The organism is Nostoc sp. PCC 7107, from assembly GCF_000316625.1.
In the GTDB taxonomy this organism is placed as follows: domain Bacteria; phylum Cyanobacteriota; class Cyanobacteriia; order Cyanobacteriales; family Nostocaceae; genus Nostoc_B.
This window is the reverse complement of record NC_019676.1, coordinates 589,104-613,028: the sequence shown is the minus strand read 5'-3', so window position 1 is coordinate 613,028 and position 23,925 is coordinate 589,104. Positions and strand designations below refer to the sequence as shown.

At 39.5% G+C, this 23,925-nt stretch carries 19 protein-coding genes and 1 riboswitch; of the genes, 5 read left to right on the top strand and 14 right to left on the bottom strand.

The annotated features are described in order from the left end of the window. Positions 1-16: 16 nt before the first annotated feature. Positions 17-631, bottom strand: a complete 615-nt coding sequence (locus NOS7107_RS02615) for a pentapeptide repeat-containing protein (RefSeq protein ID WP_015111432.1) — start codon at positions 629-631, stop codon at positions 17-19. Positions 632-884: 253 nt separating this feature from the next. Next, the gene (locus NOS7107_RS02610; protein WP_015111431.1) at positions 885-1,769 is read right to left on the bottom strand and encodes a carbohydrate ABC transporter permease; all 885 of its coding nucleotides are present in this window, start codon (positions 1,767-1,769) and stop codon (positions 885-887) included. Positions 1,770-1,794: 25 nt separating this feature from the next. Between NOS7107_RS02610 and purN the strand changes: the two genes are divergently transcribed. Then, a complete protein-coding gene (gene purN, locus NOS7107_RS02605) occupies positions 1,795-2,460 on the top strand; it encodes a phosphoribosylglycinamide formyltransferase (RefSeq protein WP_015111430.1) in 666 nt (221 codons plus the stop codon). 590 nt (positions 2,461-3,050) lie between these two features. After that, positions 3,051-3,608: a hypothetical protein gene (locus NOS7107_RS02600; RefSeq protein WP_015111428.1), complete on the top strand. Its 558-nt coding sequence runs from the start codon at positions 3,051-3,053 to the stop codon at positions 3,606-3,608. 7 nt (positions 3,609-3,615) lie between these two features. Here NOS7107_RS02600 and NOS7107_RS28925 read toward each other — a convergent pair whose 3' ends face one another. The 4 genes from NOS7107_RS28925 to pbpC form a co-directional block, all read right to left on the bottom strand. Next, positions 3,616-3,771 (bottom strand): hypothetical protein, encoded by a 156-nt coding sequence (locus tag NOS7107_RS28925; protein WP_015111427.1) that lies wholly within the window; start codon positions 3,769-3,771, stop codon positions 3,616-3,618. 193 nt (positions 3,772-3,964) lie between these two features. Further along, the gene (locus tag NOS7107_RS02595) at positions 3,965-5,227 is read right to left on the bottom strand and encodes a sensor histidine kinase (protein ID WP_015111426.1); all 1,263 of its coding nucleotides are present in this window, start codon (positions 5,225-5,227) and stop codon (positions 3,965-3,967) included. 31 nt (positions 5,228-5,258) lie between these two features. Then, positions 5,259-7,148: an ATP-binding protein gene (locus tag NOS7107_RS02590; protein WP_015111425.1), complete on the bottom strand. Its 1,890-nt coding sequence runs from the start codon at positions 7,146-7,148 to the stop codon at positions 5,259-5,261. Positions 7,149-7,421: 273 nt separating this feature from the next. After that, complete coding sequence (pbpC, locus tag NOS7107_RS02585; RefSeq protein WP_015111424.1) at positions 7,422-9,737, bottom strand: penicillin-binding protein 1C; 2,316 nt, start codon at positions 9,735-9,737, stop codon at positions 7,422-7,424. Between the two features lie 236 nt (positions 9,738-9,973). On the opposite strand from pbpC, the gene NOS7107_RS02580 reads away from it, so the two are divergent. After that, positions 9,974-15,712: an alpha-2-macroglobulin gene (locus NOS7107_RS02580; RefSeq protein ID WP_015111423.1), complete on the top strand. Its 5,739-nt coding sequence runs from the start codon at positions 9,974-9,976 to the stop codon at positions 15,710-15,712. A gap of 312 nt (positions 15,713-16,024) precedes the next feature. Here NOS7107_RS02580 and NOS7107_RS02575 read toward each other — a convergent pair whose 3' ends face one another. The 4 genes from NOS7107_RS02575 to NOS7107_RS02560 are packed head-to-tail and all read right to left on the bottom strand — an operon-like array spanning position 16,025 to position 18,713. Beyond that, a complete protein-coding gene (locus NOS7107_RS02575) occupies positions 16,025-16,861 on the bottom strand; it encodes an energy-coupling factor ABC transporter ATP-binding protein (protein WP_015111422.1) in 837 nt (278 codons plus the stop codon). Continuing rightward, positions 16,836-17,648, bottom strand: coding sequence for a cobalt ECF transporter T component CbiQ (gene cbiQ / locus NOS7107_RS02570; protein WP_015111421.1), 813 nt, complete (start codon positions 17,646-17,648; stop codon positions 16,836-16,838). The genes NOS7107_RS02575 and cbiQ overlap by 26 nt, the downstream gene beginning before the upstream one ends. Then, positions 17,645-17,947: an energy-coupling factor ABC transporter substrate-binding protein gene (locus NOS7107_RS02565; RefSeq protein ID WP_015111420.1), complete on the bottom strand. Its 303-nt coding sequence runs from the start codon at positions 17,945-17,947 to the stop codon at positions 17,645-17,647. The genes cbiQ and NOS7107_RS02565 overlap by 4 nt, the downstream gene beginning before the upstream one ends. Further along, complete coding sequence (locus NOS7107_RS02560; protein WP_015111419.1) at positions 17,934-18,713, bottom strand: energy-coupling factor ABC transporter permease; 780 nt, start codon at positions 18,711-18,713, stop codon at positions 17,934-17,936. The genes NOS7107_RS02565 and NOS7107_RS02560 overlap by 14 nt, the downstream gene beginning before the upstream one ends. 25 nt (positions 18,714-18,738) lie before the next feature. Further along, positions 18,739-18,879, bottom strand: a riboswitch (cobalamin riboswitch). A gap of 88 nt (positions 18,880-18,967) precedes the next feature. Here NOS7107_RS02560 and NOS7107_RS02555 point away from each other — a divergent pair. Continuing rightward, positions 18,968-19,537: a thermonuclease family protein gene (locus tag NOS7107_RS02555; protein ID WP_015111418.1), complete on the top strand. Its 570-nt coding sequence runs from the start codon at positions 18,968-18,970 to the stop codon at positions 19,535-19,537. A gap of 23 nt (positions 19,538-19,560) precedes the next feature. On the opposite strand, the gene NOS7107_RS02550 is transcribed toward NOS7107_RS02555, so the two are convergent. After that, a complete protein-coding gene (locus NOS7107_RS02550; protein WP_253274501.1) occupies positions 19,561-20,115 on the bottom strand; it encodes a methylmalonic aciduria and homocystinuria type D protein in 555 nt (184 codons plus the stop codon). Positions 20,116-20,845: 730 nt separating this feature from the next. On the opposite strand from NOS7107_RS02550, the gene NOS7107_RS02545 reads away from it, so the two are divergent. Then, entirely contained in the window at positions 20,846-21,442 is a 597-nt protein-coding gene (locus NOS7107_RS02545; protein ID WP_015111416.1) for a hypothetical protein, read from the top strand. Between the two features lie 117 nt (positions 21,443-21,559). Here the strand turns inward: NOS7107_RS02545 and NOS7107_RS02540 are convergent, their stop codons facing one another. From NOS7107_RS02540 to NOS7107_RS02530, 3 genes are all read right to left on the bottom strand, one after another. Continuing rightward, positions 21,560-21,814: a DUF6464 family protein gene (locus tag NOS7107_RS02540; protein ID WP_015111415.1), complete on the bottom strand. Its 255-nt coding sequence runs from the start codon at positions 21,812-21,814 to the stop codon at positions 21,560-21,562. Between the two features lie 135 nt (positions 21,815-21,949). Then, the gene (locus NOS7107_RS02535; protein WP_015111414.1) at positions 21,950-22,798 is read right to left on the bottom strand and encodes a protein-glutamate O-methyltransferase CheR; all 849 of its coding nucleotides are present in this window, start codon (positions 22,796-22,798) and stop codon (positions 21,950-21,952) included. A gap of 11 nt (positions 22,799-22,809) precedes the next feature. Then, a complete protein-coding gene (locus NOS7107_RS02530) occupies positions 22,810-23,877 on the bottom strand; it encodes a chemotaxis response regulator protein-glutamate methylesterase (RefSeq protein ID WP_015111413.1) in 1,068 nt (355 codons plus the stop codon). Between the last annotated feature and the right edge of the window lie 48 nt (positions 23,878-23,925).

Genomic DNA, 23,925 nt, shown 5'->3' with positions numbered 1-23,925 from the left:
ACTTTTAGCAAATACATTAATTGATAATAATTATGTCAGGTTTATAAATTGTCCCTTCAGGCATCATTGTATCTCTGAGCTTGCTATAAATTATTTTTGTCTCCCAAAGATTAGCATTTAACAAATTTGCCTTAGTTAAATTAGTCCATGTCAAGTCTGCACCATTTAAATTTGCTTCGGTTAAATCAGCTTCCAATAAGATTGCGCCACAGAGACTAGCTTCTTGAAGATTAGCTCTGATTAATTTGGCTTCGATTAAAGAGGCTTCAATCAATTGAGCATAACTCAAGTCTGCTTCTGTGAAATCTGAACCACACAAAGAAGCTCCCCAAAAGTTACTATAGCTACATTGCGATCGCCATAAATAAGACCCACACAAATTTGCATAACTTAAATCAGCATGACTCAAATTTGCTTGTGTTAAATCTGCTTCACTTAAATCCGTATCAGTCAAAATAGAACCTGATAAATTAGCACAGTTTAAATTTGCTCCTCGAAAGTTAGCACCACTTAAATTTAATTCTTTTAACTCGATTCCCTGCAAATCACATCCACTGAAATCCTGCTGCTGCCAACATTTTTCGGTAATTTGGCTAGAGACTAATTCTTGCACATCAGCAAAACTTCTCATGGTACTCACCTCAGAGTGTCAATAATTGCAAAGCTCAATTGTCAGAGGCACTGTATATCGAGATTACACCAATCCAGATAATTAGCTGAATGAGAAATTTACAATATTTGGAAAATTCACGCAAAATCGGCTCAAAGTGTGTTTTTTACAACAAAAAATGCTGATTTATGTCAGGAAATATTCATAATATGCAGATAAAGTTAGCCGACTTCTTCAAAAAATCGGCTATCTAGTTAATCACTAATAAAAATAATTATTCTTCGCCCCAAGTCTGTAACTGAAAATATACAAAAACTAAAGTTACAGCTAACAAAACTATAGCCGCCGCCGCCGCATAACCAAAATCAAATTGACCAAAAGCTTCTTGATAAATGTAGTAAACCAATAAATTAGTAGAATTTAAAGGGCCGCCACCAGTCATCACGTAAACTTGCTCAAAACTGCGTAATGTAAAAATTGCTGTGGTGACTGTAGCGAAAATTAAAGTAGGGCGTAATCCTGGTAAGGTAACATACCAAAATTGTTGCCAAGCATTTGCACCATCTAATTCGGCTGCTTCATAACGGCTGGGGGGAATTGCTTGCAACCCGGCTAAAAAGACAACCATATTAAAGCCTAATTGTTTCCAAATGCTCAAAATAATTAAAACAGGCATTGCCCAAAATGTATCGCCTAGCCAAGGAATGGGTGCAATACCAAATAAATGTAAAAATGCGTTGACAGGGCCAGTAGTTTGAAACAGCCAACGAAATCCTAAACCAGCCGCTACTAGAGAAATGATAGAGGGTAAAAAATAAGCACTTCTTAACATTCCTCGCAAAGCTAGAGAACGATTTAATAACACTGCTAATCCCAAAGGAATAATTAAGCTGGGGATGACAGTAGCGAGGGTAAAATAGATGGTGTTACCCAGAACTTGCAAAAAATCTGGGTTAAGTAGTAAGCGCCAGTAGTTTTTTAAACCTACCCAATAAGTACCGGTGGATGTAAAACTACCAGCCGTGAAACTGAGATAAAACAAATAGGCGATCGGCCAAATTACAAAAATACCTAATAAAATTAGTGCGGGCGCAAGAAAAGTCCAAGCGGCAAATGTATCATTATCTAACCACGATTTATTACTATAGATTTTTGGCATCTATTAATTTTCCCTTGTTGCTGTTATGACCTTTCGCCCTGATTCTACCTTTAGCTTGGTTTCTCCCGTTATTAGCGATCGCCTATCATCTAGTGAGACTCCTATTAAACTAGGTGTTCTGGCTTCGGGGAATGGTAGCAATTTTGCAGCAGTTGCCAAAGCTATTGAAAATGGGCAAATTAATGCCCAAATTCCAGTTCTAATTTACAATAATCCAGGTGCGAAAGCAGCAATTCGAGCCGCTAGTCTTGGGATAGAAACCGTTTTATTAAATCACCGCGAATATAAAAATCGAGAAGCTTTGGATAGAAAAATTGTCCAGACTTTGCGCCAGCATGATGTTGATTTGGTGATTTTAGCTGGTTGGATGCGACTGGTGACATCTGTGTTAATTGATGCTTTTCCTCACAGAATGATTAATATTCATCCTAGTTTGTTACCGAGTTTTAAAGGGCTTCACGCTGTGGAACAAGCTTTGCAAGCTAAGGTAACAATTACTGGTTGTACAGTGCATTTAGTTTGTTTAGAAGTTGACAGCGGCCCGATATTAATTCAAGCTGCTGTGCCAGTATTTCCAGAAGATACGCCAGAGACACTCCACGCCCGGATTCAAATTCAAGAACACCGAATTTTACCACAGGGAATTGCGATCGCTGCGAGTCAACTCCAAACCTCGCTCACGCCTTTATAGGCTAAACAGAAATGTTACCTATAATTACATAACCCTATCGGCAGCAGATTTTGAGAGACAATATAGATATAGACAACAAATTTCTCAATACAATTCATCGCCTCAAGTAACTTTGCAAAGATAGCAATTGGAGGTGTCTTATGTTTAGCGATTTTCCACTTTCTGATCCTACAACATACCTAATTGTCAAACTGATCGTTTTGATGTTGGCACTCATACTTTTGATGGTAGTTGCTGCGGCTCCAGTCGTGTAGAGATTAGTTAATTTATAGCAGAAGGCAGAAGGCAGGAGGCAGAGAGCCGCGCGTTGCGGGGGTTCCCCCCGTTGTAGCGACTGCGGAGAGGCAGGAAGAAAAGTCTGATTATTCCTGGCATTCAAGCTTTCAAATTGTCCTAACATATCTGACTACCGCTATAAATAAGTAGTTAAACATAATTAATTACACAATGTCATTGCGAATGGAGCGCAGCGAAATGTAGCAATCGCAAGGGTTGGGATTGCTTCGCTGCGCTCGCAATGACTGTAATTAATTTTGCGTGGTTACTTATTCTTTTAAAAGCTTGTTTCCCAGAAATATAGCGGTGAGATTATGCTGAAAATAAGCAATTTCTTACCAATGGGTGTTGTTTGTGTCACCCTATTAGCAAGTTCACTGATTTCTGTTAAATTTCTTTTTGATCAAAACCTTAGCCTTGCTAATCAAGCAGTCAACATTGCAAATTTAGTAAACGGTCAATATCAATTTTGTAGTCAACCCGATCCTCAAGATTGGCGAGATGGTGCAGGCGTTTGTTTTAATTTCACTAAAAATAGAAACCGAGTGAATGGCTATTATGGCTATCCGCACTCTGATCAATTTATTTGTATTCGTGGGATATTAGAGGGCAATCGCATTAATGGCAAAGGTCTAGGTATAGTGTGGGATATTCCGCCGAAAAATACACCTGATGCTGCTGAATTTAACTGGGATTCAGAAAAACATTTAACACTTAGTCAGGCAAATATTCTCAATACCGTCAATGTTGACGAGGATAGTGCTAATTGGATTTTGTATCGCAAAGCTTCACTAAATCTTGAGGGATTTTACCAATACAATCGCCCTCGGATGACACCAGTATCTCAATTGTGTCAGTGGAGTATTAAGTAGCAATTAATTAACTGGCATGTTCCCAGTCACTGAGCAACTCATGTTCTTGCTTGATTTTTTTGGTTTTGCGAAATGGAACTTTGGGAGAACCAATATCCGTACGTGGAAAAGACTGTTTTTTCTGCTTGGCAGATTTTTGATTTTCTGTAGTTAAGGTAGTCATTGATGATTATTTCCAAAAAACTCAGCACTACTTTAAATCATCAATTTCAAAACAGCAAATTTCTGAAGAAGTATTATTTAATTTATTTAGGCGATCGCACGGTATAAAAATAGTCTACGACTACAAATGTTTTGGTATACCTTTGGCTTAAACCATTTTAGTAAACTACTAAATAGGAGTATACCGTGGCATTTTAGATGGGAATTGCGATCGCAAACTCAGTGCCGTTACCCACCTGAGAATGAACTTCCATTGTGCCGTTGTGTTTTTCGACAATAATCTGATGGGCGATGGATAAGCCAAGTCCAGTACCTTTACCTACAGGCTTTGTCGTAAATAAAGGTTCAAATAAGCGTTGCTTGAGTCGTTCAGGAATGCCAATTCCATTGTCAGCAATTTTAATTACCGCCATTTGTTGAGAATTGACCTCTGTTGTAATCTTAATTTGAGGAATGCGATCGCACATTTTGCCTTGGATAATCGCTTCATCAAGAGCGTCAATGGCGTTAGCCAGAAGATTCATAAATACTTGATTCATCTCTCCCACATAGCAATTGACATGAGGTAATTTGCTATAACACCGCATAACTTCAATCCCTGGGCGATCGCCATTAGCTTTCAAACGGTGTTGTAAAATCATCAGTGTACTATCCAGTCCTAAATGCAAATCAGCAGCTAATTTGGTATCACTATCCGAGCGCGAAAAGCTGCGGAGTGAAGTCGAAAGGTGCTGAATGCGTTCAGAGCCTACCTGGAGTGAACCTAAAATTTTGACAATATCTTCCAGAACAAATTTCAGATCCAGGTTTTTAATAAAACTAGTGATTTTGGCTGTTGGGGTTGGATACGCTTGTTCATAAAGTTGGAGAAGCTCGGTGAGTGCGTCGATGTATTCCTGTAAAGGTGGGATATTGTTGGTGATAAAACTGATAGGATTGTTCATCTCATGGGCAATACCGGCGATTAACTCACCTAAAGTTGAGAGTTTTTCTTGCTGTACCAGTTGCACTTGCGCTTTTTGCAACGCATTGGTGCGATCGCGCACTTGTTGTTCTAAAGATTGATTCAATTGCTGGAGTTGTAAATGCACGCGCACTCTAGCAATCACTTCCTCTTGGGCAAAGGGTTTAGGGATATAATCTACTGCACCAAGAAAAAATCCTTTGATTTTGCTTTCCGTATCAGCTAAAGCTGTAGTGAAAATAATCGGCACATTTTGTGTTGTGGGATTAGCTTTCAGGCGGCGACAAGTTTCAAATCCGTCAATGCCCGGCATTTGCACATCAAGTAAAATTAATTCTGGTTGATTGCGTTCGGCTTGAGCGATCGCACTTTCGCCATCAACTGCTACTCTAAAACGCCAACCCTCACTAGCCAGCGCTTCCGACAAGACAGATAAATTGGTCGGATTATCATCGACAATCAAAATAAATCCGTTAGTTGAAACCTTATTCATGATGCAATTTAAAAATTAAATTTAGGCTGAATTAATGAATTTGTTGTTGAATAAAAGTTTCCAAACGTTTGAGTTGGAAATTGCTGGCTAACTGAATGATATGCCTAGTAAAATTGCTAAATTTCTGATCGGATGCTGCAAGTTGTTCAGCTATTTCTAAAATTTTTTGAATATCGCCGTCTTGTGCCAGTTCTAAAAATTTTTGTAAAACCTCTTTATCAGGAGGAATTACATCAACTAAAGTATCTGAATTATCTATTTTTGGTTTGTTAATAGTATTTTTTTGATTGTCATATAACCATTCTAGATGCAAAAATTGCCGCAGTAGTTCCAGAAGTGTTTCTGCTTCTATCGGCTTGGGCAAAAAAGCATTAGCACCCATATCAATACTTTTATATTCGTCAATTGCAAACACACTGGCAGATGAAGCAATCACAGGCATCCCTTCAGATTGACCAGATTGGCGTAAAGTTTTAATAAACTCAAATCCATCCATCACAGGCATAACTAAATCTGTGATAATCAAGTCTAGTTTGTAGGCATTTACCTGTTCCCATCCTTCTTTACCATGACTTGCTTCTATGACAGTAAATCCTACTGGTTCTAGTAAATTGACAATCACTGAGCGATTTTCCCATTTATCATCAACAATTAAAATGCTCCGTTTTTGCCCTTGATAACCAATAATAGTTCCCTGTTCAACTACTCTAGAAACTTTTGCCCAATCTTTAGATTCTGGTAGTTCCACCTCAAACCAAAAGTTGCTCCCTTTGCCAAACTCACTTTCTACTTGAATTTGACTATTCATCAAAGATAGAATTTTTTGGCTAATAGCTAATCCTAAACCTGTACCTTCAGTTTGACGTTTTTGACTGCCTACTTGTTCAAAAGGCACAAATATTTTCTCGACTTGCTCAGAGGTGATACCTGCACCTGTATCGATGATTTCAAAGCGAATTTTATATATAATTTGTCCTTTGTTATCTGGTACTTGGTTAATAACTTTAACATTGAAAGTGACACTACCTTGCTGTGTAAATTTAATCGCATTACCAAGCAAGTTAATTAATACTTGCCGCAAGCGTTTTTCATCAGCACGAATCCCAGTTGGTAAATCCGGGTCAAGTTGCAGATTAAACCCAATTACTTTTTGTTGAGCGCGAATGCGACAAATTTCACTAACACTGTCTAGAAAAGCAGGTAAGTAAAAATCAATGGGATTTAAGTCCAGCTTTCGTGCTTCAATTTTGGATAAATCCAAAATATCGTTAATCAGCGTTAATAAATGAGTACCGCATTGATAAATAATACCGATGCCTTTGCTGCCTTTTTCACTTAAAGGTTCTGTGCGTTGGAGGATTTGTGCATAGCCAAGAATGCCATTAAGTGGTGTACGTAATTCATGGCTCATATTGGCAAGGAATTCACTTTTGGCTTGGCTAGAGTCTTTAGCTATTTCTTCAGCTAGGCGTAGCTCTGTTTCGATGCGTTTACGCTCAATAATTTCAGTTGAAAGCACTCTATTAACGGCTTCTAATTGGGCAGGACTGGGTATTGTGAGAGCTTGAGGGATGAGAACAATTAAGGCAAATGCTGTATATATAGAAATAATTGCCGTAAAAGCTTTTAAAGCACCAGAAATCCAGTAATCGGGGTGCCAAAGCGTCCAAATGTCCATTAAGTGTCCAGTCCCGCAGGCCAGAATAAAAGCTCCAAATAACAGAAAAACTCCATTAAAAGGAACATCTTTGCGTTGGGAAATAAAATAAATCAATAAAACAGGAATAGAATAATATGCAAGAGCGATCGCACCATCAGCAATAATGTGGAGCCACACTAGTTCTGGTTTCCAGAGATAACAATGTCCGTGGGGAATAAAAGCGGTTGGGTAGAAAAAATAGTTGAAAAATGTCAAAACCATGCTCTAGCTCGCTGGATTTGTAGTTGACTGTGCAAGTTTATTATTCCCAAATTGTTACGAAAGCTGAACTTACATTTTCAAGTAATCTGTCTGATTTGTTACTCTTACCTGAAAAACTAGAAGTCGTGACTACACAGCCAAATTCCATCTAAGCAGGTGAAAAAACTTTAATTTTCTTGTTATTATACGTAGCTATACTTAGCCAGTGTGGTAGCTAATTTTATTAGCCCAATACTATTCAAAATAATCGTCTAGCATGAGTGAACGCTGCGTCTATTTGCCGAACATCTGCTGAGAATTAACAATCGAAAAACCCCGGCGTGTTGGTTTAACCTTGGCTAACTCAACTTGAAAACTCACTTTATCGCTGGTTTGCTCACTTCGTGCTTCTAAATTCCAATTTCCAGGGCGCAGATACCAAAATAAATTAGTTGATTGTGTATCGAGTTTTTCACCATTCAACCACCACTCAACCGATGATGAATTTCCTGCTAGTTTAAATTCTAATTTTTGCTGTCCTTCTGTACCTGGATATAGTAAGTACAAATCACCATTTTGGGGCGAAACAATTCGTAAATTACTAGATACCAAATTTGATGGCTGCTTGGCTAACCAATCATTATATTCGGGTGGTAAATTAAACTTGTCTTGAGTTGCGTAAGCAATTTTATCTTCTGGGTAAAAATACTCTTGCACAATAGAATTACAATCTGCCGTGGGGCGTAAACCGGAGTTTGCACAGATAGGGAGTTGAATTAGGCCTTGGGGAACTGTAAACGGTGCGGGTTCTTGGTTTTCGTGCAGGTGCAACATAATGCGGTTCCACAAAGGTGCTGCACCCATAACTCCTGACACTTGGCGCATCGGTTCGCCGTTGAAATTTCCTACCCAAGTTGCAACGGTGTAGTCGGTGGTAAAGCCAACAGTCCAAGTATCGCGGAAGTTAGAAGAAGTACCAGTTTTGACAGCTGCGGGGAAGGGCAAGTTTAGAACTGAGTCTACACCAAAAGCTGTAGCGCGGGCGTGGCGATCGCTCAACATATCAGTAATTAATTGCCATGTTGTCTGCTTGGGCGAGTTGAGAGTAGGGAGTGGAGTATTATTAATGGTCGTGATTAGCGGTACAGCTTGTCCTTGTTGAGACATTGTGACGTAAGCTTGAGCAAGTTCCCATAAAGTAACTTCACCACTACCGAGAGTTAAACCCAAACCATAATATTCTGGGGTTTGTTTGAGGTGAGTAAAGCCTAATTCATGCAGACGTGCTAAAAAATTTGGTACGCCAATTTTTTCTAAAACTCGCACCGCCGGCACATTTAAAGAATTTGCTAAAGCTATCCGCACCCGCACCGGGCCGAGAAAACGTTGAGTATAATCTGTAGGGCTATAGAGTTTCGCCCCAGGAATAGCGTAGTGGGCGGGGACATCAGCCAAAATGGTGTTTGGGCGAATCAGTTTTTTTTCTAACGCCAACTCATAGACAAAGGGTTTGAGGGTAGAACCTGGTTGACGTAGGGCTTGTACTCCGTCGTTACGTCCAAGTTTAGCTTCGTTGAAATAGTCAGGTGAACCGACATAAGCTAAAACTTCGCCAGTGTGGTTGTCAATGACTAAAGCTGCTGCATCATGGACGTTGTTAGCAGCGAGGGTAGAGATTACTTGCTGCGCTTGGGCTTCGGCGAATTGTTGTAAAGGCCTGTCTATAGTGGTCTGGATGGATTGTTCCCCCCTTAGTAAGGGCGATGTTCCTCTCTTACTAAGGGGGGTTGGGGGGATCTGTATTTGCTTGGCTAACCAAAACAAGAAATGAGGTGCAGCAATAATTCCCCGTTGACGAGACTTAAAAACGACTTTTTCCGTTTGGGTTTTCTCGGCTATTTGTTGAGTGATATAGCCATCCTGTACCATCCGGTTGAGGACGTATTTCTGACGCTGTTTCAACCTATCCCAATGTTGTAGAGGGTCAAAGTAGGTGGGATTATTGGGGATAGCAGCAAGAAGACTCGCTTGGGCAAGATTTAACTCACTGGCTGGAGTAGAAAAGTAAGTTCGAGATGCGGCTTCTACACCATATATATTACCGCCCATTGGCAATCTATTGATATATGCAGCCAGAATTTCATTTTTATTCATTCCCGCCGCTAACCGCCAAGCTAACCAAATTTCCCGCACTTTACCTGATAATTTACGAGGCGATGGTTCTAACATCCGCGCCAACTGCATAGTAATTGTGGAAGCACCAGAAACAATTTGTTTAGCTTGAATGGCTTGGTTGATAGCGCGGATAATAGCTTTCATATCCAACGCGCCATGATGGTAAAAATTGCTATCTTCGGCGGCGATAATTGCCTTGATAAATTGGGGAGAGACTTGATTTAAGAGAACGACGGCAGTATGTTCTTGGTCGCGGGTGAGGATTGTGCCTAATGGTAGCCCATTGCGATCGCTAAATTCCAAAGCCAGTTGATTTTGGACGATATCTGCGGTGTGTATAGGCGCAAAATAGGGCAGTAGCCGCACTACTAGGCATACAAATACAATAGCTAAGAAAAATTTTGACTTTCGGATGAGCCGCCTAATTAGTCTCATCGGGGACTCCCCTGTATAGTAAAACTTACTTCAATTCTGGCGCGGTGGTTATTTATTTATCAGTGATTATTTCCAAGACTTAACAATTTATACCAATTTAAATTAAGAATTGTAGTGATTTTTGGCAATAACTACACTAAATTAGCTATCCATTGTATACCGAGTTCCTCTTTATTTTTTTCTCTGTGTAACTTTGCGTTCACCTCAGCGTACCTCTGCGTTTATATTTATAAAACATGATTATAAAAATTATCCTCCAATTATTTATTACTCTCACATTTATATTAAGCATTAGCGGATGTAGTTTATTAGGTATAACCACCAATAAAGAACCATTACCAATTGTCTCACCACTCACCCCACCAAAGTTACCAGACTGGATTGAACAAATTAGCCCCGTTGGTGATACTACACCTTTAAATCAAATTCGCATTCGCTTTAAAGAAGCTTTAATTCCTATCGAAAAGCTTGACAGCCCAGAACAGCAAAATTTATTACAAAAATTTGCCTTATGGCCGCCTTTACCCGGTCAATTTCGTTTTTTAACGCCACGAATGGTAGGTTTTCAAGCAGATAAAGCACTCCCGCAAGCAACAAGATTTCAAGTTACGCTGAAATCTGGGTTAGGAGATTTAAAAAATCACAAATTAAATCAAGATTTAGCTTGGACTTTTAATACTGAACCTATCAAGCTCACCGATTTACCTGGTGTGAATCCTGTAGAAAAAGCCGAGATTCAACCTATCGATTTAAAACAAAAACTACAATTTACATCTAATGTTGAATTAAACTTAGCTTCCTTACAAGAGCATATCAAACTTGTGCCGGAAGGTAAAAACAAAGATATCACTTTTAATGTAGAGTTGGCGAAAGAAGAAAAACCAACAGAAGGTGAAGATCCGTTAGCAAAGTTTGACCCTTCAATGCGTAACTGGGTTTATAATCTCATACCCCAGAAAAGTTTAGAAAAAGCGACTAATTATCGTCTGGTATTTTCTCCCGGCATATTACCAGATTACGGTAACTTACCTACAGATAAAGAGTCTGTGAGTAAGTTGGCGACTTATTCATCTTTAGAATTTAAAACAATCAATTTTTACGGACAACCTGATGTTAACGGAACCTACGGCAGATTTATTAAAGGTAGTCCGCAGTTAGAATTTAACAATATATTACTGGCAGATTCAGTTAAAGATAATATCAAAATCGAACCAACACCAAAAGATATCTCTCGACTATTACAAGTTCCAGAGGAATCTAATGTGGTGACGCTTAATCCCTACGCTTTAGAACCTACGACTAATTATAAAATTACTATCGGGACAAATATTAAAGATAAATTTGGGCAGACTTTAAATAAACCTGTCACCCTACAATATAATACTGGCGATTTAGCGGGGGATATTTGGGTTCCTGGGGATTTACATATTTTTCCTTCCGGTCAGAACTTACAATTAAATATTAGTACAGTTAATCTGCCAGAGGCTAAATATAAAGCAGCTTATCGTGTAGTTCAACCTAGTGATTTAGTTTATTTTAATAATGCTAGTCCTAAAGGCAATGATAACGAGTTATTACCACAGTTAAATTCATGGGCAAGCTTTAAAATCAACGCCAAAAAAAATCAACTTGTTGATATCAATGTCCCATTAAGACAAAAACTGGATAGTCCAACAGGGATGTTAGCTTATGGAGTCCAAGCCCGCACAAATAAATATCAAGATAATGGTAAGGAACTGTGGCGAGAACCTGTCACTTATGGTTTAGTTCAATTGACAAATTTGGGTGTATTTAGTCAATGGTTCCCTGACTCTGGTTTAATTCGTGTCCATCATTTGAGTGATGGTTCACCAGCTAAGAATGCAGCTATTGAAGTTTATCAATCAAAGCTAGAAGAAAAATATCCCAGTAACGTTCTACCTTGCGCGACGGGTAAAACTGATGAGAATGGCACTTTAAGACTGCAAGTTGATAATTTAAAGCAGTGTTTTGCTGGGAATCAAAGATTTACTAAATCACCACAGCTATTAGTAATTGCGCGAGAAAATCAAGATTGGGCTTTTGCCAGAACTGAAGAATATAGCGGTGCTTTTGGTTATGGTATTGATGCAGGTTGGCAAGAAGCAAAAGCAGAATCACGGGGTGTAATTTTTTCTGATAGAGATTTATATCAACCAGGAGAAAAAGCTTGGTTTACTGGTTTTGCTGACTATTTACAAAATGGGACTATTCAACAAAATAAAAACGCAATTTATCAATTAACTTTGATTAATCCTAATGGACAAAAAACTCAATTAGGTGGCAAAACTACCAATGAGTTTGGGACATTTTCTTTAGAGTTACCAATTCAAAAAGCTCAAGCTTTGGGCTACTATACAATTCAAGGTAAAGGTAAAGAAGGACAAGAAATTTCTGGCGAGTTTCGGGTGGCTGAGTTTAAACCGCCTAATTTTAAAGTTGAACTCAATTTAGATAAGGAATTTGCCTTAGCCAATGACAAAATTGAAGCGAAAGCCACTAGTAATTATTTATTCGGTGCGCCCGTGGAAGCTGGGGAAGCAAAATATTTTGTCACGCGTCAACAAACTAATTTTATCCCTAAAGGTTGGGAAGAATTTAGTTTTGGTAGACAATGGTTTTGGCCGGAAGAAAGTCCATCGTTAACAAGTGAGGTTTTGCAAACTAGTGATAAGTTAGATGCAGGTGGTAAAACTAGTCAAACTGTGACAGTTGCTAAAGATTTACCTTACCCCATGACTTACCAAGTAGATGTGCAAGTTGCAGATGTTTCTAATTTATCTGTGGCTACTTCTCAAAAGTTTACGGCTTTACCTAGTAACCGACTAATTGGATTAAAAAGTAACTTTATTGCTGATGCAGGTAAGGCCTTACCCATTGAAGTTATTGTAACTGAACCGACAGGAAAAGCAATCACTGGTCAACGGGTGCGCCTAGAATTACAACAGATGAAATATATTAGTGTGACTCAGTTAGTTGAAGGTAGTCGCACCGCTAAAAATCAAATTGAATATAAAACAGTTGCACAAGCAGAGATTACATCTGCTGATAGTTCCCAGATATTGACTTTAACACCACGCGAATCAGGCTCATACAGAATTAGGGCTAATTTTAGCGATACAAAAGAGGAATTAACTGCGACAGATTTGCAAATTTGGGCAACAGGAGAAACTTCAGTTTCCTGGAGTTCGGAAGATGACGATCGCCTAGAGGTTAAACTAGATAAAAAAGAGTATAAACCTGGGGAAACTGCTACAGCCTTAATTCAATCTCCCTACCCAGAAGCAGAATTATATTTTGCAGTCATTAAAGACAAACCTCTCTATCAACAAGTCACTAAAATCAAGGGAGGCGCACCCCAAATTCAGTTTCAAGTCATACCAGAAATGTTACCCAATGCAGCAGTTGAAGCTGTATTAGTTAGACAAGGCGCACCTCTGAATCAAGTCGAACCTGGAAGTTTAGATAAATTAGTAAAAATCGGTTTTACACCTTTTAAAGTCAACTTGCAAGATAAATATTTAAAAGTGCAAGTTACACCTTTGCAAGCATCTTTAGAACCCGGTGCAGAACAAACAATACAACTAGAACTCAAAGACAACCAAAACAACCCCACTCCAGGACAATTTACCGTCATGGTGGTGAATGAAGCGGTGTTGCAACTATCTGGTTATCGTCCGCCAAACTTAGTAGATACAGTCTATGCAGAACAGCAAATATCTACTCGTTTCAGCGATAATCGTCCTGATGTGGTGATACAACCCCAAGAGGTGGCGAAACCCAAAGGTTGGGGTTATGGCGGTGGTTTTTCCACAGGTGCAGCAAATACCCGCGTCCGTACAGATTTTCAGGCGTTAGCTTACTACAACGGTTCGGTGTTAGCTGATGCGAGTGGTAAAGCGCAGATAACCTTTAAATTACCTGATGATTTCACTACATGGCGGGTGATGGTTGTTGCTACTGATGGAAACTTACGCTTTGGTAACACTGACGCGACGTTTATCACCACCAAACCACTGCTAACTAATGCCATTTTGCCACAATTTGCCCGTCCAGGCGATCGCATCTTCGCTGGTTTATCTGTCACCAACACCACCGGGAATAACGGAAACCTCTCAATTAACGGCGAACTTAGCGGTACAGTCAAATTTGCGGAAAATAACCCCACCACGACTTCCTTACAAACCAACGCAGAACCAGCCACCAAAGCTTATCGTTTCCCGATGATTGCAGGTGGCGTTGGCGAAAGTAAAGTCAGATTTACCACCCAACTAAATAATACAGCCGATGCTTTTGAATTACCCTTGGAAGTCAAGCCGCTAGAAATTACTGAACAAGTTGTGGAAGCTGGCGTAACAGAAAAGCAAGTGAAAATTCCACTGAATGTTGATAAAAATATCTACCCCGAAGCTGGCGGTTTAGATATTCAATTGGCGAGTACATTAATACCCGAAATTAAAGTACCAGCCAAACAAGTTTTAGACGATGATGATTTACCCTTTGCAGAACCAGCCGCCAGTCAATTAATCATTGCTGCTAACCTGCAAACTTTAGGACAAAAATATAGTCAATCCTTTGCTGAATTTAATCCTAGTCAAAAGGCAAATCAAGCCATTACCCAACTACAAAAACTACAGGTAGCTGACGGTGGTTTTGCTGCTTATCCCGGACAAGAAAAATCAGATCCTTGGGTTTCAGCATACTCGGCAGAATCGTTAGTAAAAGCTAATCAAGCATTTCCTAATTCTGTAGACACTGCAACACTTTCGCGTTTGAAAACTTATCTGCAAAAAGTTTTAGCTAACCCTGGACAATACGATTTTTGTAAACAGCAAATTTGTAAACATCAACTGCAATTAAACGCCTTAATCGCCCTAGCAGAATTAGGTGATAAAAGCAATAGTTTCTTAGGTGATATTTATCAACAACGGAATAACTTTGATATCGTCACCCAAATCAAACTAGCGCGATACTTATCGCAATTTTCAGAATGGCAAGATGAATCTCAACAAATGTTGAACCAATTACAACAAAATATCTATGAAACTGGACGCACAGCCGTAATTAGTTTACCCCAAAGTTGGGGATGGATGAATTCATCTACCACCGCCCAATCACAGGCTTTAAGGTTATTTATTGCCAAACAAAGTAAACCAGAAGTTATTGATAAACTATTCCAAAGTCTTTTAGGCTTGCGGCGAAATGGCACATGGCAAACTAACTATAATAATGCTCAAGCTTTAACAGCTTTAGTAGAATATAGTCAACTTCAACCCACACCACCAAACTTTGCCACGATAGTAAAACTTGCTGGTAAAAAGTTGGGTGAAAATCACTTTGATGGTTATAAAAATCCTAACTTGCAGCTAAATGTCGCAATGGATAAATTACCTCGCGGTCGTCATGATGTGATATTGCAAAAATCAGGTAGGGGCAAATTGCACTATTTAGTTGCCTATAATTATCGCTTGCAAGGCAACCAACCAGGAAGGTTTAATGGGTTACGAGTCACCAGAGAAATTAGTAAAGTTGGTGAAGAAAAAGTTCTGCAAAAAACCGGGATGTACGCTGTTGATAAACCGTTGACTGTAGATAGTGGGCAAGTATTTGATATTGGTTTAGAAATAATCGCAGATCATCCTATAGACCATATAGTAATTAAAGACCCATTACCAGCAGGATTTGAAGCCGTAGACCAGAGTTTTCAGACTGCGACAGCCGCACTGCAAGCTAAAGCCGATAGTTGGCAACTTGGTTATCGCAATATTTACCGCGATCGCATTATCGCCTACGCTGAACACCTCGAACCAGGAGTTTATAGTCTACATTACTTAGTTCGTTCTGTAACTCCCGGTACATATACATGGCCTGGTGCGGAAGCGCATTTGCAGTATGCACCTGAAGAATTTGGGCGTTCTGCTGAGTCTACAATTGTGCTTAACGCAGAGGTACGCTGAGGTAAACGCAAATTTACGCGGAGTTTTTCTTCTCTCTGCGTTCTCTGTGTCTCTGTGGTACCCTTCGAGAAGCCGCTTCTCGGTCTACGTTAAAAAAAAGGGCGTTGCATAAATGCGGGATGAAATCATAAAATTCTAATTTTCCAACTCTTGCTCTTTGCGCCTTTGCGCGGCAGTCGCTTCTCCTAATCGGAGACGCTACGCGAACAAGTCGGGAAACCCGCCCAACGCGCTGCCTTGCCTTTGCGTGAGACAAAAATCATCCCCTCAATCAGCAACGCCAAAAAAAGTTATTGACAAATCTGAACCATATCAGGATGCAAAATCATGAAACAATTTTAGTATTCTTTGCCGTACCCGTTCTCTAACTGCTTCATCCTCACCCGCTAACCCATCAAATAACATTTCGTATATTAATGGTACGCCTAACTCTAATTCTTCTAATAAAGAACGCTGACTAAATACATCTTGTGGTTCACCTTCTAGTATCAATTGTCCTTTATCCATCACAAAAACCCAATCTGCCCAACGATAAACCAAATCTAAATCGTGGGTTGCCATAATTAAAGTTGTACCATTTTGATGAATTTTTTGCAGAGTTGCTATCAAATTTCGCGTATGCTTAATATCTAAATAGGCAGTAGGTTCATCTAACAATAATAATTCAGGATTCAATACCATCACATCTGCTATAGAAACTCGTTTTTTTTGTCCTAAACTTAAATGATGTACTGGTCTTTCTGCTAAAGTTGTCAACCCAAATTCCACTAACACTTGTTCTACTCGTGCTTGAATTTCTGCAACTGGCAAGTCTAAATTACACAAGCCATAAGATATATCTTCTTCAACTGTAGAAGCAACTAATTGTTGTTCGGGATCTTGAAATATTAGCCCGACTTGTTGACGCAATTTACCTAAATAATTGCGATTATAAGTTAACGGTTCTCCGCGCCACCGCACAACGCCAGCATCAGGTTTATATAAACCATTAGCTAGTAAAAATAATGTGGTTTTACCACAACCATTTTGTCCAATTAGCGCACATTTTTGATTCAATGGAACTTTTAAGTTAAGTCCATTTAAAGCTGATTGCTGTGCGCCAGAATAAGTATAAAATACTTGCTCAAATTCTAGTAAATATTCCTGCATTCCGCCAAAATTCCAATCCGATTAAACCAATACAGCCACAAACTGCTTCGATGATATATCTGGTTTGGGGATGATAGCGGCGAGGATGCCAAACTCGCAATTCACCAACAAACCCTCGCGCTTCTAAACCCAGAGAAAACTGACTATATCTTTGTAATGTGCGCTGTAAAAGTTGTCCAATTAATATGGCTAAACTTTTCATTCCTCGTCGCCAAGTGCGATAGCCACCGCGAGAATTTTGTGCTGTCAAAAGTTCATTGACTGTATTCAGTAAAATGAAAATAAACCGATACATCAGTAATAACAAATCAGTTAACAGCACAGGAAATCGCAAGTAACGCAGAGTTTGTAATATTTCCGTAAACGGAACAGTTAACATGAGAAAATATAAGCAAGAAACTGAGGCTAAAGCTCTAGTAAAAATTGCCCAGGCTTGCAGACTGCCGTGATGACTAACATAAATATAGAATTGTCCAACAGTTAGCCCATACAAAGCATCTAATTGCACCTTTGGCAAATCACTAATTGTCACCCCATTTACTATCAAAGCTGGTAAACTAGTCAAACAAAAAACTATAGTAAATGATAACAAGCGGAAATAAATACCAGCCGGAATCTTGGCATAAACAATTGTCCAGATAACCATCCAAAGTGTTATCAAAATCTGTGCTAGTGGATGGGTAGCCAAGGAAATAGTAAGAGTAGTAAATGCAAAAATTAGTTTATGCTCTGGTGGTAAATTTCGTAGTTGATTAGTGTAAGCTAAAGTGTCTATTTGTAGGCTCATTCTTCACGTTTTCGTTGTTGAGAACGTCCTTTATATAAACCAATAGCATAACCAACGAATCCTGCACCCAAAGCTGCTTGCGAAGCAAATAATAAGCTTGCTATTTCACCACTAGCTGGTTCAAAAATTGATTTAAACCAAGGTTTATATTCTGGTTGTATCTCACTTATAGCTTCTTGTGCTTTGCCATCAGCACCGCCAAATTCTGCACCACGGACAAAGATTAATGGTGCAACAGCTAAAATTAATACAGCTAATATTAATAGCCAGTTACTCGACCCTTTTTTAGACTGATTCATTTCCTTGGGGTTCCCGTTTGATTAATTTCAGCAATTCTAATTCTTGAGGATTATAAGATTGCAACCAGTTCCACACCAATACAGTTAGCAATCCTTCACTAATTGCGAGAGGGATTTGAGTTAGGGCGAAAATGCCTGCGAACTTGGTGAATGAAGCAATAAAGCCACCAACGGGCGCAGGAAAAGCTAAGGCGAGTTGGATAGAAGTAATAATGTAGGTGAGTAAATCTGAGATGGCGGCAGCGAGAAATATGGCGATTTTTGCTTTACCACCCAGCTTAATTGTCAGATTATATATCCAGTAAGCAGCAAAAGGCCCAGCGATCGCCATCGAAAAAGCATTTGCACCCAAGGTTGTCAAGCCGCCATGTGCTAGTAATAAAGCTTGAAATAACAATACTAAGCTACCCAAAACCGACATAGTTAAGGGGCCAAACAGCACCGCACCTAACCCTGTGCCGGTAGGATGAGAACAGCTACCTGTAACCGAAGGGATTTTCAATGCGGAAAGTACGAAAGTAAACGCACCCGCCAAGCCGAGTAATAGTTTAAGTTGGGGGTTAGCTTGGGTAATGCGCGTTAAACTCCGCAAACCTAATAAAAAAAATGGTAATGCTACAATCCACCAAAAAATTGCCCACTGCACTGGTAAAAAACCTTCCATAATGTGCATAGCGTAGGCGGGTTTGGGTAAACCAACTACTAGATAAAAACTAATTACTGCCATCAGGCTGAGACTAGCTAAAGCCTGCTTTTTTCTGTTCATAATCTGTACCTCGCAGATTTATGTAAGTATATTCAGTTATATCGGCGGGCATCCTGACTCACCTAATTTCGGTTCACAGTTGCGGTACAGTGCCGGATTTACACCAGACTTTCCCCCTTACATCTGATGGCTGCTCCCCATCAGAACCGATTTCAGTCACTATATCACTATTTTTAATGTTGAAACTTCAATCGGAGCCGCATCTATTTCAAAAATCAAATATAGTATCATCCATCAGAGTTAGGTAAGGTTGAATGCAGAAATTAACAAAACAAGTAGTACTTTGGCTGAGTGCAAGTATCATCGTTTTGGGTTTAGCCAGTTGTGATAAATTTTTTAGTGCTTCTGGAGACTTGGTTGAACGAGTTAGCGATGGGGATACTTTAGCTGTCAAAGATGCGAAAGGTAATAAATTTAACGTGCGCTTTGCTTGCATGGATGCGCCAGAAGTTCCCCATTCGCAAAAAGAAAGGAACAGTAGCCGCGCCAGCGATCGCAATCAATTTAACTGGGGTGAAAAAGCACAAGCACGCTTACAGCAACTAGTAAAACAATCAGGCGATCGCGTTATTCTCAACATCACAGATACTGATCGCTATCAAAGAAAGGTGGCTGAAGTGCGTTTAAAAGATGCTACTTTTGTTCAAGAAGTATTATTAAGAGAAGGTTTAGCTAAGGTATATCGTCCTTATTTAAATAAATGTCCCAGTAAAGATTTAGTTCAACAAGCTGAAGCACAGGCACAACAGCAAAAACGAGGGGTTTGGAGTGATACTAAGTTTACCAATCCTTGGGAGTTTCGCAGTATTAACAAGAAAAATTAACCTTGATCTTCACACTTCATACTTCACACTTTCTCTTCCCACCCATGCTGACTGCCGACTTCTTTTGTGACAATTTCGATGAGTCTTGGGGGTGCGGTTGAGATTAAAACACTAGGATAAACTGCTGTACCCCAAATAGGATGAACTAGCATACAGCATTTATTTTTAATAACTGGATAGCCAAGTAACGCTTTGACTACAGCTGTATCATTATGGGGCATAGCACCAGGACGGGAAAGTAACGGATAACCAGTCCGCGGATCAATTAAATCTGCGAGATAACCGCGATCGCGCAGATCAAAAGCCACGTCACAGCCGAACCGCATAAATTTTTGTCGTAAGCGTTGTTTCTCTGACTCAACTTCTGTTGTGCTTTTGACTAAATGATATTGCGATCGCTGCAAAACAATTACCACCCAAAACAAAGGTTGTTGTTTCCAATCTGGTAATATGTGTTCGCAGTTGGCACAGATATATTGGCTAGGTGCATGAATGGAAATTTGCACCGCTTGTCCCATATCACCAACCAAATTTATGGGACTCCTTTGTTCCGAAATTTCAACGCTGGGGTAGTTCACTACATTGATTCGGTTTTTTACAAGTTGTTAATTTATTCCTTGCGATCGATAATAACTCTTAAAACTTTCTAAAAACAATCAATTTTCCCTCAGCAGCCAGATTTCATAGCAAATAATGTATGTGTATGCTAAATTTTTAATCCAATTTTTATCATTTGTTAACCTTACTTAAAAATCTGCACCAAATATCAAGGACTAAGGATTTTCTGGTTGGGTTGTGTAGCAAGTTTATATGTACTAATTTGAATCTCTAGACTCAAAACCCCTGCTTAATGCTTGGCTGTGAAAGTTTTTGATTGTAACTGTTGACAAGGTTCTTCCTTGTTTCCTGTTTCCTACTGTCTGAATTATCAGTTGATTCTCCACAGCATTTCCGACTGATGATTTTTCTTGGAGAAGTTGTCCTAACAATTAAGTCAGGACAACTTCTGGTACACCCCTTGCACAATACAAACAATATCAGTATTCACCACAGTTTGTTTGCCAAATTGGCAAAAATTAAAAATGTAGTGCGTAAGTGCGTCTGACCCTGATAATTATTGGGTTCTTAATTTTACCCGAATTTCCCTCAAGCCAGCACGCACACGCGACTGTCTCCTCCTGATGGCTGAATCTTGCGTTGCTAATTGTCATAATAGAAGCAGTTACTTGATTGCTTTTAAATAGTTAACTTTACTTCATTGCGTAAGTCCTAGCTCTCAGAAATAAACTAAACTCAGTGAGGCTACCCATGAATACTGATCAGCAACTTAACATTAATTTACGCGAAGAACTTGAAGTAGCTAGAAGACAGTTAAAATATGACCAAAAAGGTGGAATTGCGGCCTTAGATCAGATTTACCGTCAAGGTAGAGTCCCAAATCCTACTTTAAATGGTCGCTACTGGGGTGAGTTTCTGACCGCTAATTTCCACCCGGTTTTAGACAGTTGGTTAGATATCATCACTAAAATGTGGCTACCTTGGGAAGGTAAAACCTTTGATGCGAATACCAATACGGGAGACAATATTTTTACCAATGATGGCTTATTATTGGGACGCATTATCTGGCCTTTCTATAATGGCTATGTTGCAGATAGTAGAGGTCGAACACTAGCTTTCAAATTTCAAACATCGCGGGACAAGTGTTTATTAGAGCCAGATATTGAAGTTTTGCGCTTGAATTTTGATTTACCTGATAATCCCCAATTCTTAATTCGTGACTTGGTAGACCAATTAGTCCAGATTGATGAGGATTTTTATCTAGGAAAAGCAGTACTCAAATATCCTGATGGTGGTCGGTTTTGCGCTGCTTATTTCACCTTAAAATCTGGATTAGTTACTGATTAATTCTACGGTTACGCACTGCACTATACTGCTGAAAACTCAGATACCCGATTGCTTTAAGCCATCGGGTATCTATAGCAACCATCAATCAACTAATAATTTGACATTAGCAAGTATGAATTAATATTCCCATTCCTTATATTCTGCAAAATAAATACATTGATTACACACTTCGGTCGGATTCACAGCACATTGAATATAGGGCGATCGCGCATTAAATAAGCAATCACTTTTTTCTAAAAAATTATGACTGTTACGGCTTTGATTTGGTTCTCTAACCTGCATCCTGGGTGTGGCGATCGCTGAGATGATTCCTAGTAAATACCAAACTGTAGTGCAGAAAGCCATGAACACAAAATCAGACACACGTCTCATATTCAACACCTAGCTAAAATATTGACTTGCCAATGATTTTAGCGATATCAGAATATTTATTCATCCGTCATTAGCAATTGTCTTTAGTCAATAAAAACCATCAATAGTGGGCAAATAAGCCTAAAAAATTAACGCTTACTTTCTCGGTGTGATATCTGAAGCGACTGGACGCAATCGATAGAAAATACTCTTGTCAAATTGCACTCGCTCAAATGATTCATGGAGATTGATTGTAGTTTCCCCGCTACCCAGAAATAAATAACCATCTGGGTTTAATTGCTGTCTCACCTTGGTGAGTAAATCTTTCTTAGTAGCTATATCAAAATAAATTAAAACATTGCGAAGAAAGATAATATCAATATTAGGTAAAATTGACCAAGAATCAATAAGATTTATTTGACGAAAGTTTATTATTTTGCGGATTTCATCATGAATTTGCCATTCATTATCTAATAATTTAAAATATCTTTCTCGCAAATTGTTAGGTAGACCACGCCTAATTTCTAATTGGTTATAACGCCCTTCCTTGGCACGGGCTAAAACTTTGCCAGAAAAGTCACTAGCAATGATGTTTAAAGACCAATTGGCTAATAAAGGAAAATGCTCACGAATCAGTATAGCGACGCTATAAGGTTCTTGTCCATGAGAACAGGCAGCACACCAGATATTGAGTGATCGCTCAATGCACCGTTTTTTTATCAAATCTGGCAGAACCAGTTGTTTCAATGCTTCAAAAGGATATGTATCCCGAAAAAATGACGTTTCGTTAGTAACTAATGCCTCAATTGTCTGAATATGCAAATCATTCAATGGTTGATGTCGCAGGTAAGTAATTAAATTTGTAATTGTGGTAAATCCTGCTGCTTCAGCAATGGGCTGCAAATATAACTCCGCCAAATAAGTTTTATCACCATCTAACACCACTGCTGAATGCTGATAAACTAATTGCCGTAAATAATCAAAATCCGAAGTATTAATATCCATTGCCTATTTCATTACAGACCTGACCTTTGAACAGGATGGATGCGCTGCATAATTTCACCCGCCATTTTCTCAAGGGGAACAATCTGATCTGCTAATCCGGCATTGACGACAAAACCAGGCATTCCCCAGACTACACTACTAGCTTCGTCTTGTGCTAACACTTGTCCGCCAACTTCTCGAATACATTGACAGCCGTGCAGACCATCTTGACCCATACCTGTAAGAATCACTGCGATCGCCCTTGCACCATAAACTTGGGCTACTGAACGCAACAGTACATCCACGGAAGGGCGACAAGAATTTTCTGGAGGTGCTTGATGAACAGCTAGACACACCTGATTTCCTTCACGCTGCACAATCAGATGAAAATCTCCCGGTGCTAACCACACTTGTCCAGCTTTTAAGGTAACTCCTGTAACTGCTTCCTTTACAGAAATTTGACACTTAGAAGATAATCTTTCGGCGAGTAGCTTTGTAAACATCGGCGGCATGTGTTGCACAATCAGAATAGGAACAGAGAAATCAGCAGGTATATTACACAGCAGTGTAGCAAGAGCGTTTGGCCCCCCAGTAGATACCCCAATGGCGACCACATCCACTGGTGCTGTTTTTTTCGGGATAGGAAGAACAACAGCATTGGCGATCGCCTTTAAGGGCGAAACCGCCGGGATTCCTGCACCAAATAGTTTAATTTTGGGAATTAATTCTTGGCGGATATGTTGGTTAGCAGCCTCCACACTACCTAGATTACTCGGTTTTGTGGCGTAATCTGAAGCACCTAAAGAGAGAGCTTCTATGGTAGCAGTTGCGCCAGCGCGGGTAGAGGTGCTGAACATAATTACTGCGAGGTGTGGATAAATGGGTCTGAGGGCGGCCAAAGTTTCCAAACCGTTCATTTCTGGCATTTCCACATCTAAGAGGACAACATCAGGATTGACTTGCGGAATCTTGGCTAAGGCAATGCGACCATTGGCGGCAACTCCAACTACCTCCAGTTGCGGATCGCTGGATAAAATCTTACTGACGCGACTGCGAACCAACACCGCATCATCCACAACTAATACCCGAATTTTTGGCATGGTCAATCCATTTTGGATTTTAGATTTGCGATTTTAGATTGACTGTAC

Coding starts and splice junctions, on each gene's coding strand:
- NOS7107_RS02615 (WP_015111432.1), bottom strand. CDS start 631: ATGAGAAGTTTTGCTGATGTGCAAGAATTAGTCTCTAGCCAAATTACC.
- NOS7107_RS02610 (WP_015111431.1), bottom strand. CDS start 1,769: ATGCCAAAAATCTATAGTAATAAATCGTGGTTAGATAATGATACATTT.
- purN (WP_015111430.1), top strand. CDS start 1,795: ATGACCTTTCGCCCTGATTCTACCTTTAGCTTGGTTTCTCCCGTTATT.
- NOS7107_RS02600 (WP_015111428.1), top strand. CDS start 3,051: ATGCTGAAAATAAGCAATTTCTTACCAATGGGTGTTGTTTGTGTCACC.
- NOS7107_RS28925 (WP_015111427.1), bottom strand. CDS start 3,771: ATGACTACCTTAACTACAGAAAATCAAAAATCTGCCAAGCAGAAAAAA.
- NOS7107_RS02595 (WP_015111426.1), bottom strand. CDS start 5,227: ATGAATAAGGTTTCAACTAACGGATTTATTTTGATTGTCGATGATAAT.
- NOS7107_RS02590 (WP_015111425.1), bottom strand. CDS start 7,148: ATGGTTTTGACATTTTTCAACTATTTTTTCTACCCAACCGCTTTTATT.
- pbpC (WP_015111424.1), bottom strand. CDS start 9,737: ATGAGACTAATTAGGCGGCTCATCCGAAAGTCAAAATTTTTCTTAGCT.
- NOS7107_RS02580 (WP_015111423.1), top strand. CDS start 9,974: ATGATTATAAAAATTATCCTCCAATTATTTATTACTCTCACATTTATA.
- NOS7107_RS02575 (WP_015111422.1), bottom strand. CDS start 16,861: ATGCAGGAATATTTACTAGAATTTGAGCAAGTATTTTATACTTATTCT.
- cbiQ (WP_015111421.1), bottom strand. CDS start 17,648: ATGAGCCTACAAATAGACACTTTAGCTTACACTAATCAACTACGAAAT.
- NOS7107_RS02565 (WP_015111420.1), bottom strand. CDS start 17,947: ATGAATCAGTCTAAAAAAGGGTCGAGTAACTGGCTATTAATATTAGCT.
- NOS7107_RS02560 (WP_015111419.1), bottom strand. CDS start 18,713: ATGAACAGAAAAAAGCAGGCTTTAGCTAGTCTCAGCCTGATGGCAGTA.
- NOS7107_RS02555 (WP_015111418.1), top strand. CDS start 18,968: ATGCAGAAATTAACAAAACAAGTAGTACTTTGGCTGAGTGCAAGTATC.
- NOS7107_RS02545 (WP_015111416.1), top strand. CDS start 20,846: ATGAATACTGATCAGCAACTTAACATTAATTTACGCGAAGAACTTGAA.
- NOS7107_RS02540 (WP_015111415.1), bottom strand. CDS start 21,814: ATGAGACGTGTGTCTGATTTTGTGTTCATGGCTTTCTGCACTACAGTT.
- NOS7107_RS02535 (WP_015111414.1), bottom strand. CDS start 22,798: ATGGATATTAATACTTCGGATTTTGATTATTTACGGCAATTAGTTTAT.
- NOS7107_RS02530 (WP_015111413.1), bottom strand. CDS start 23,877: ATGCCAAAAATTCGGGTATTAGTTGTGGATGATGCGGTGTTGGTTCGC.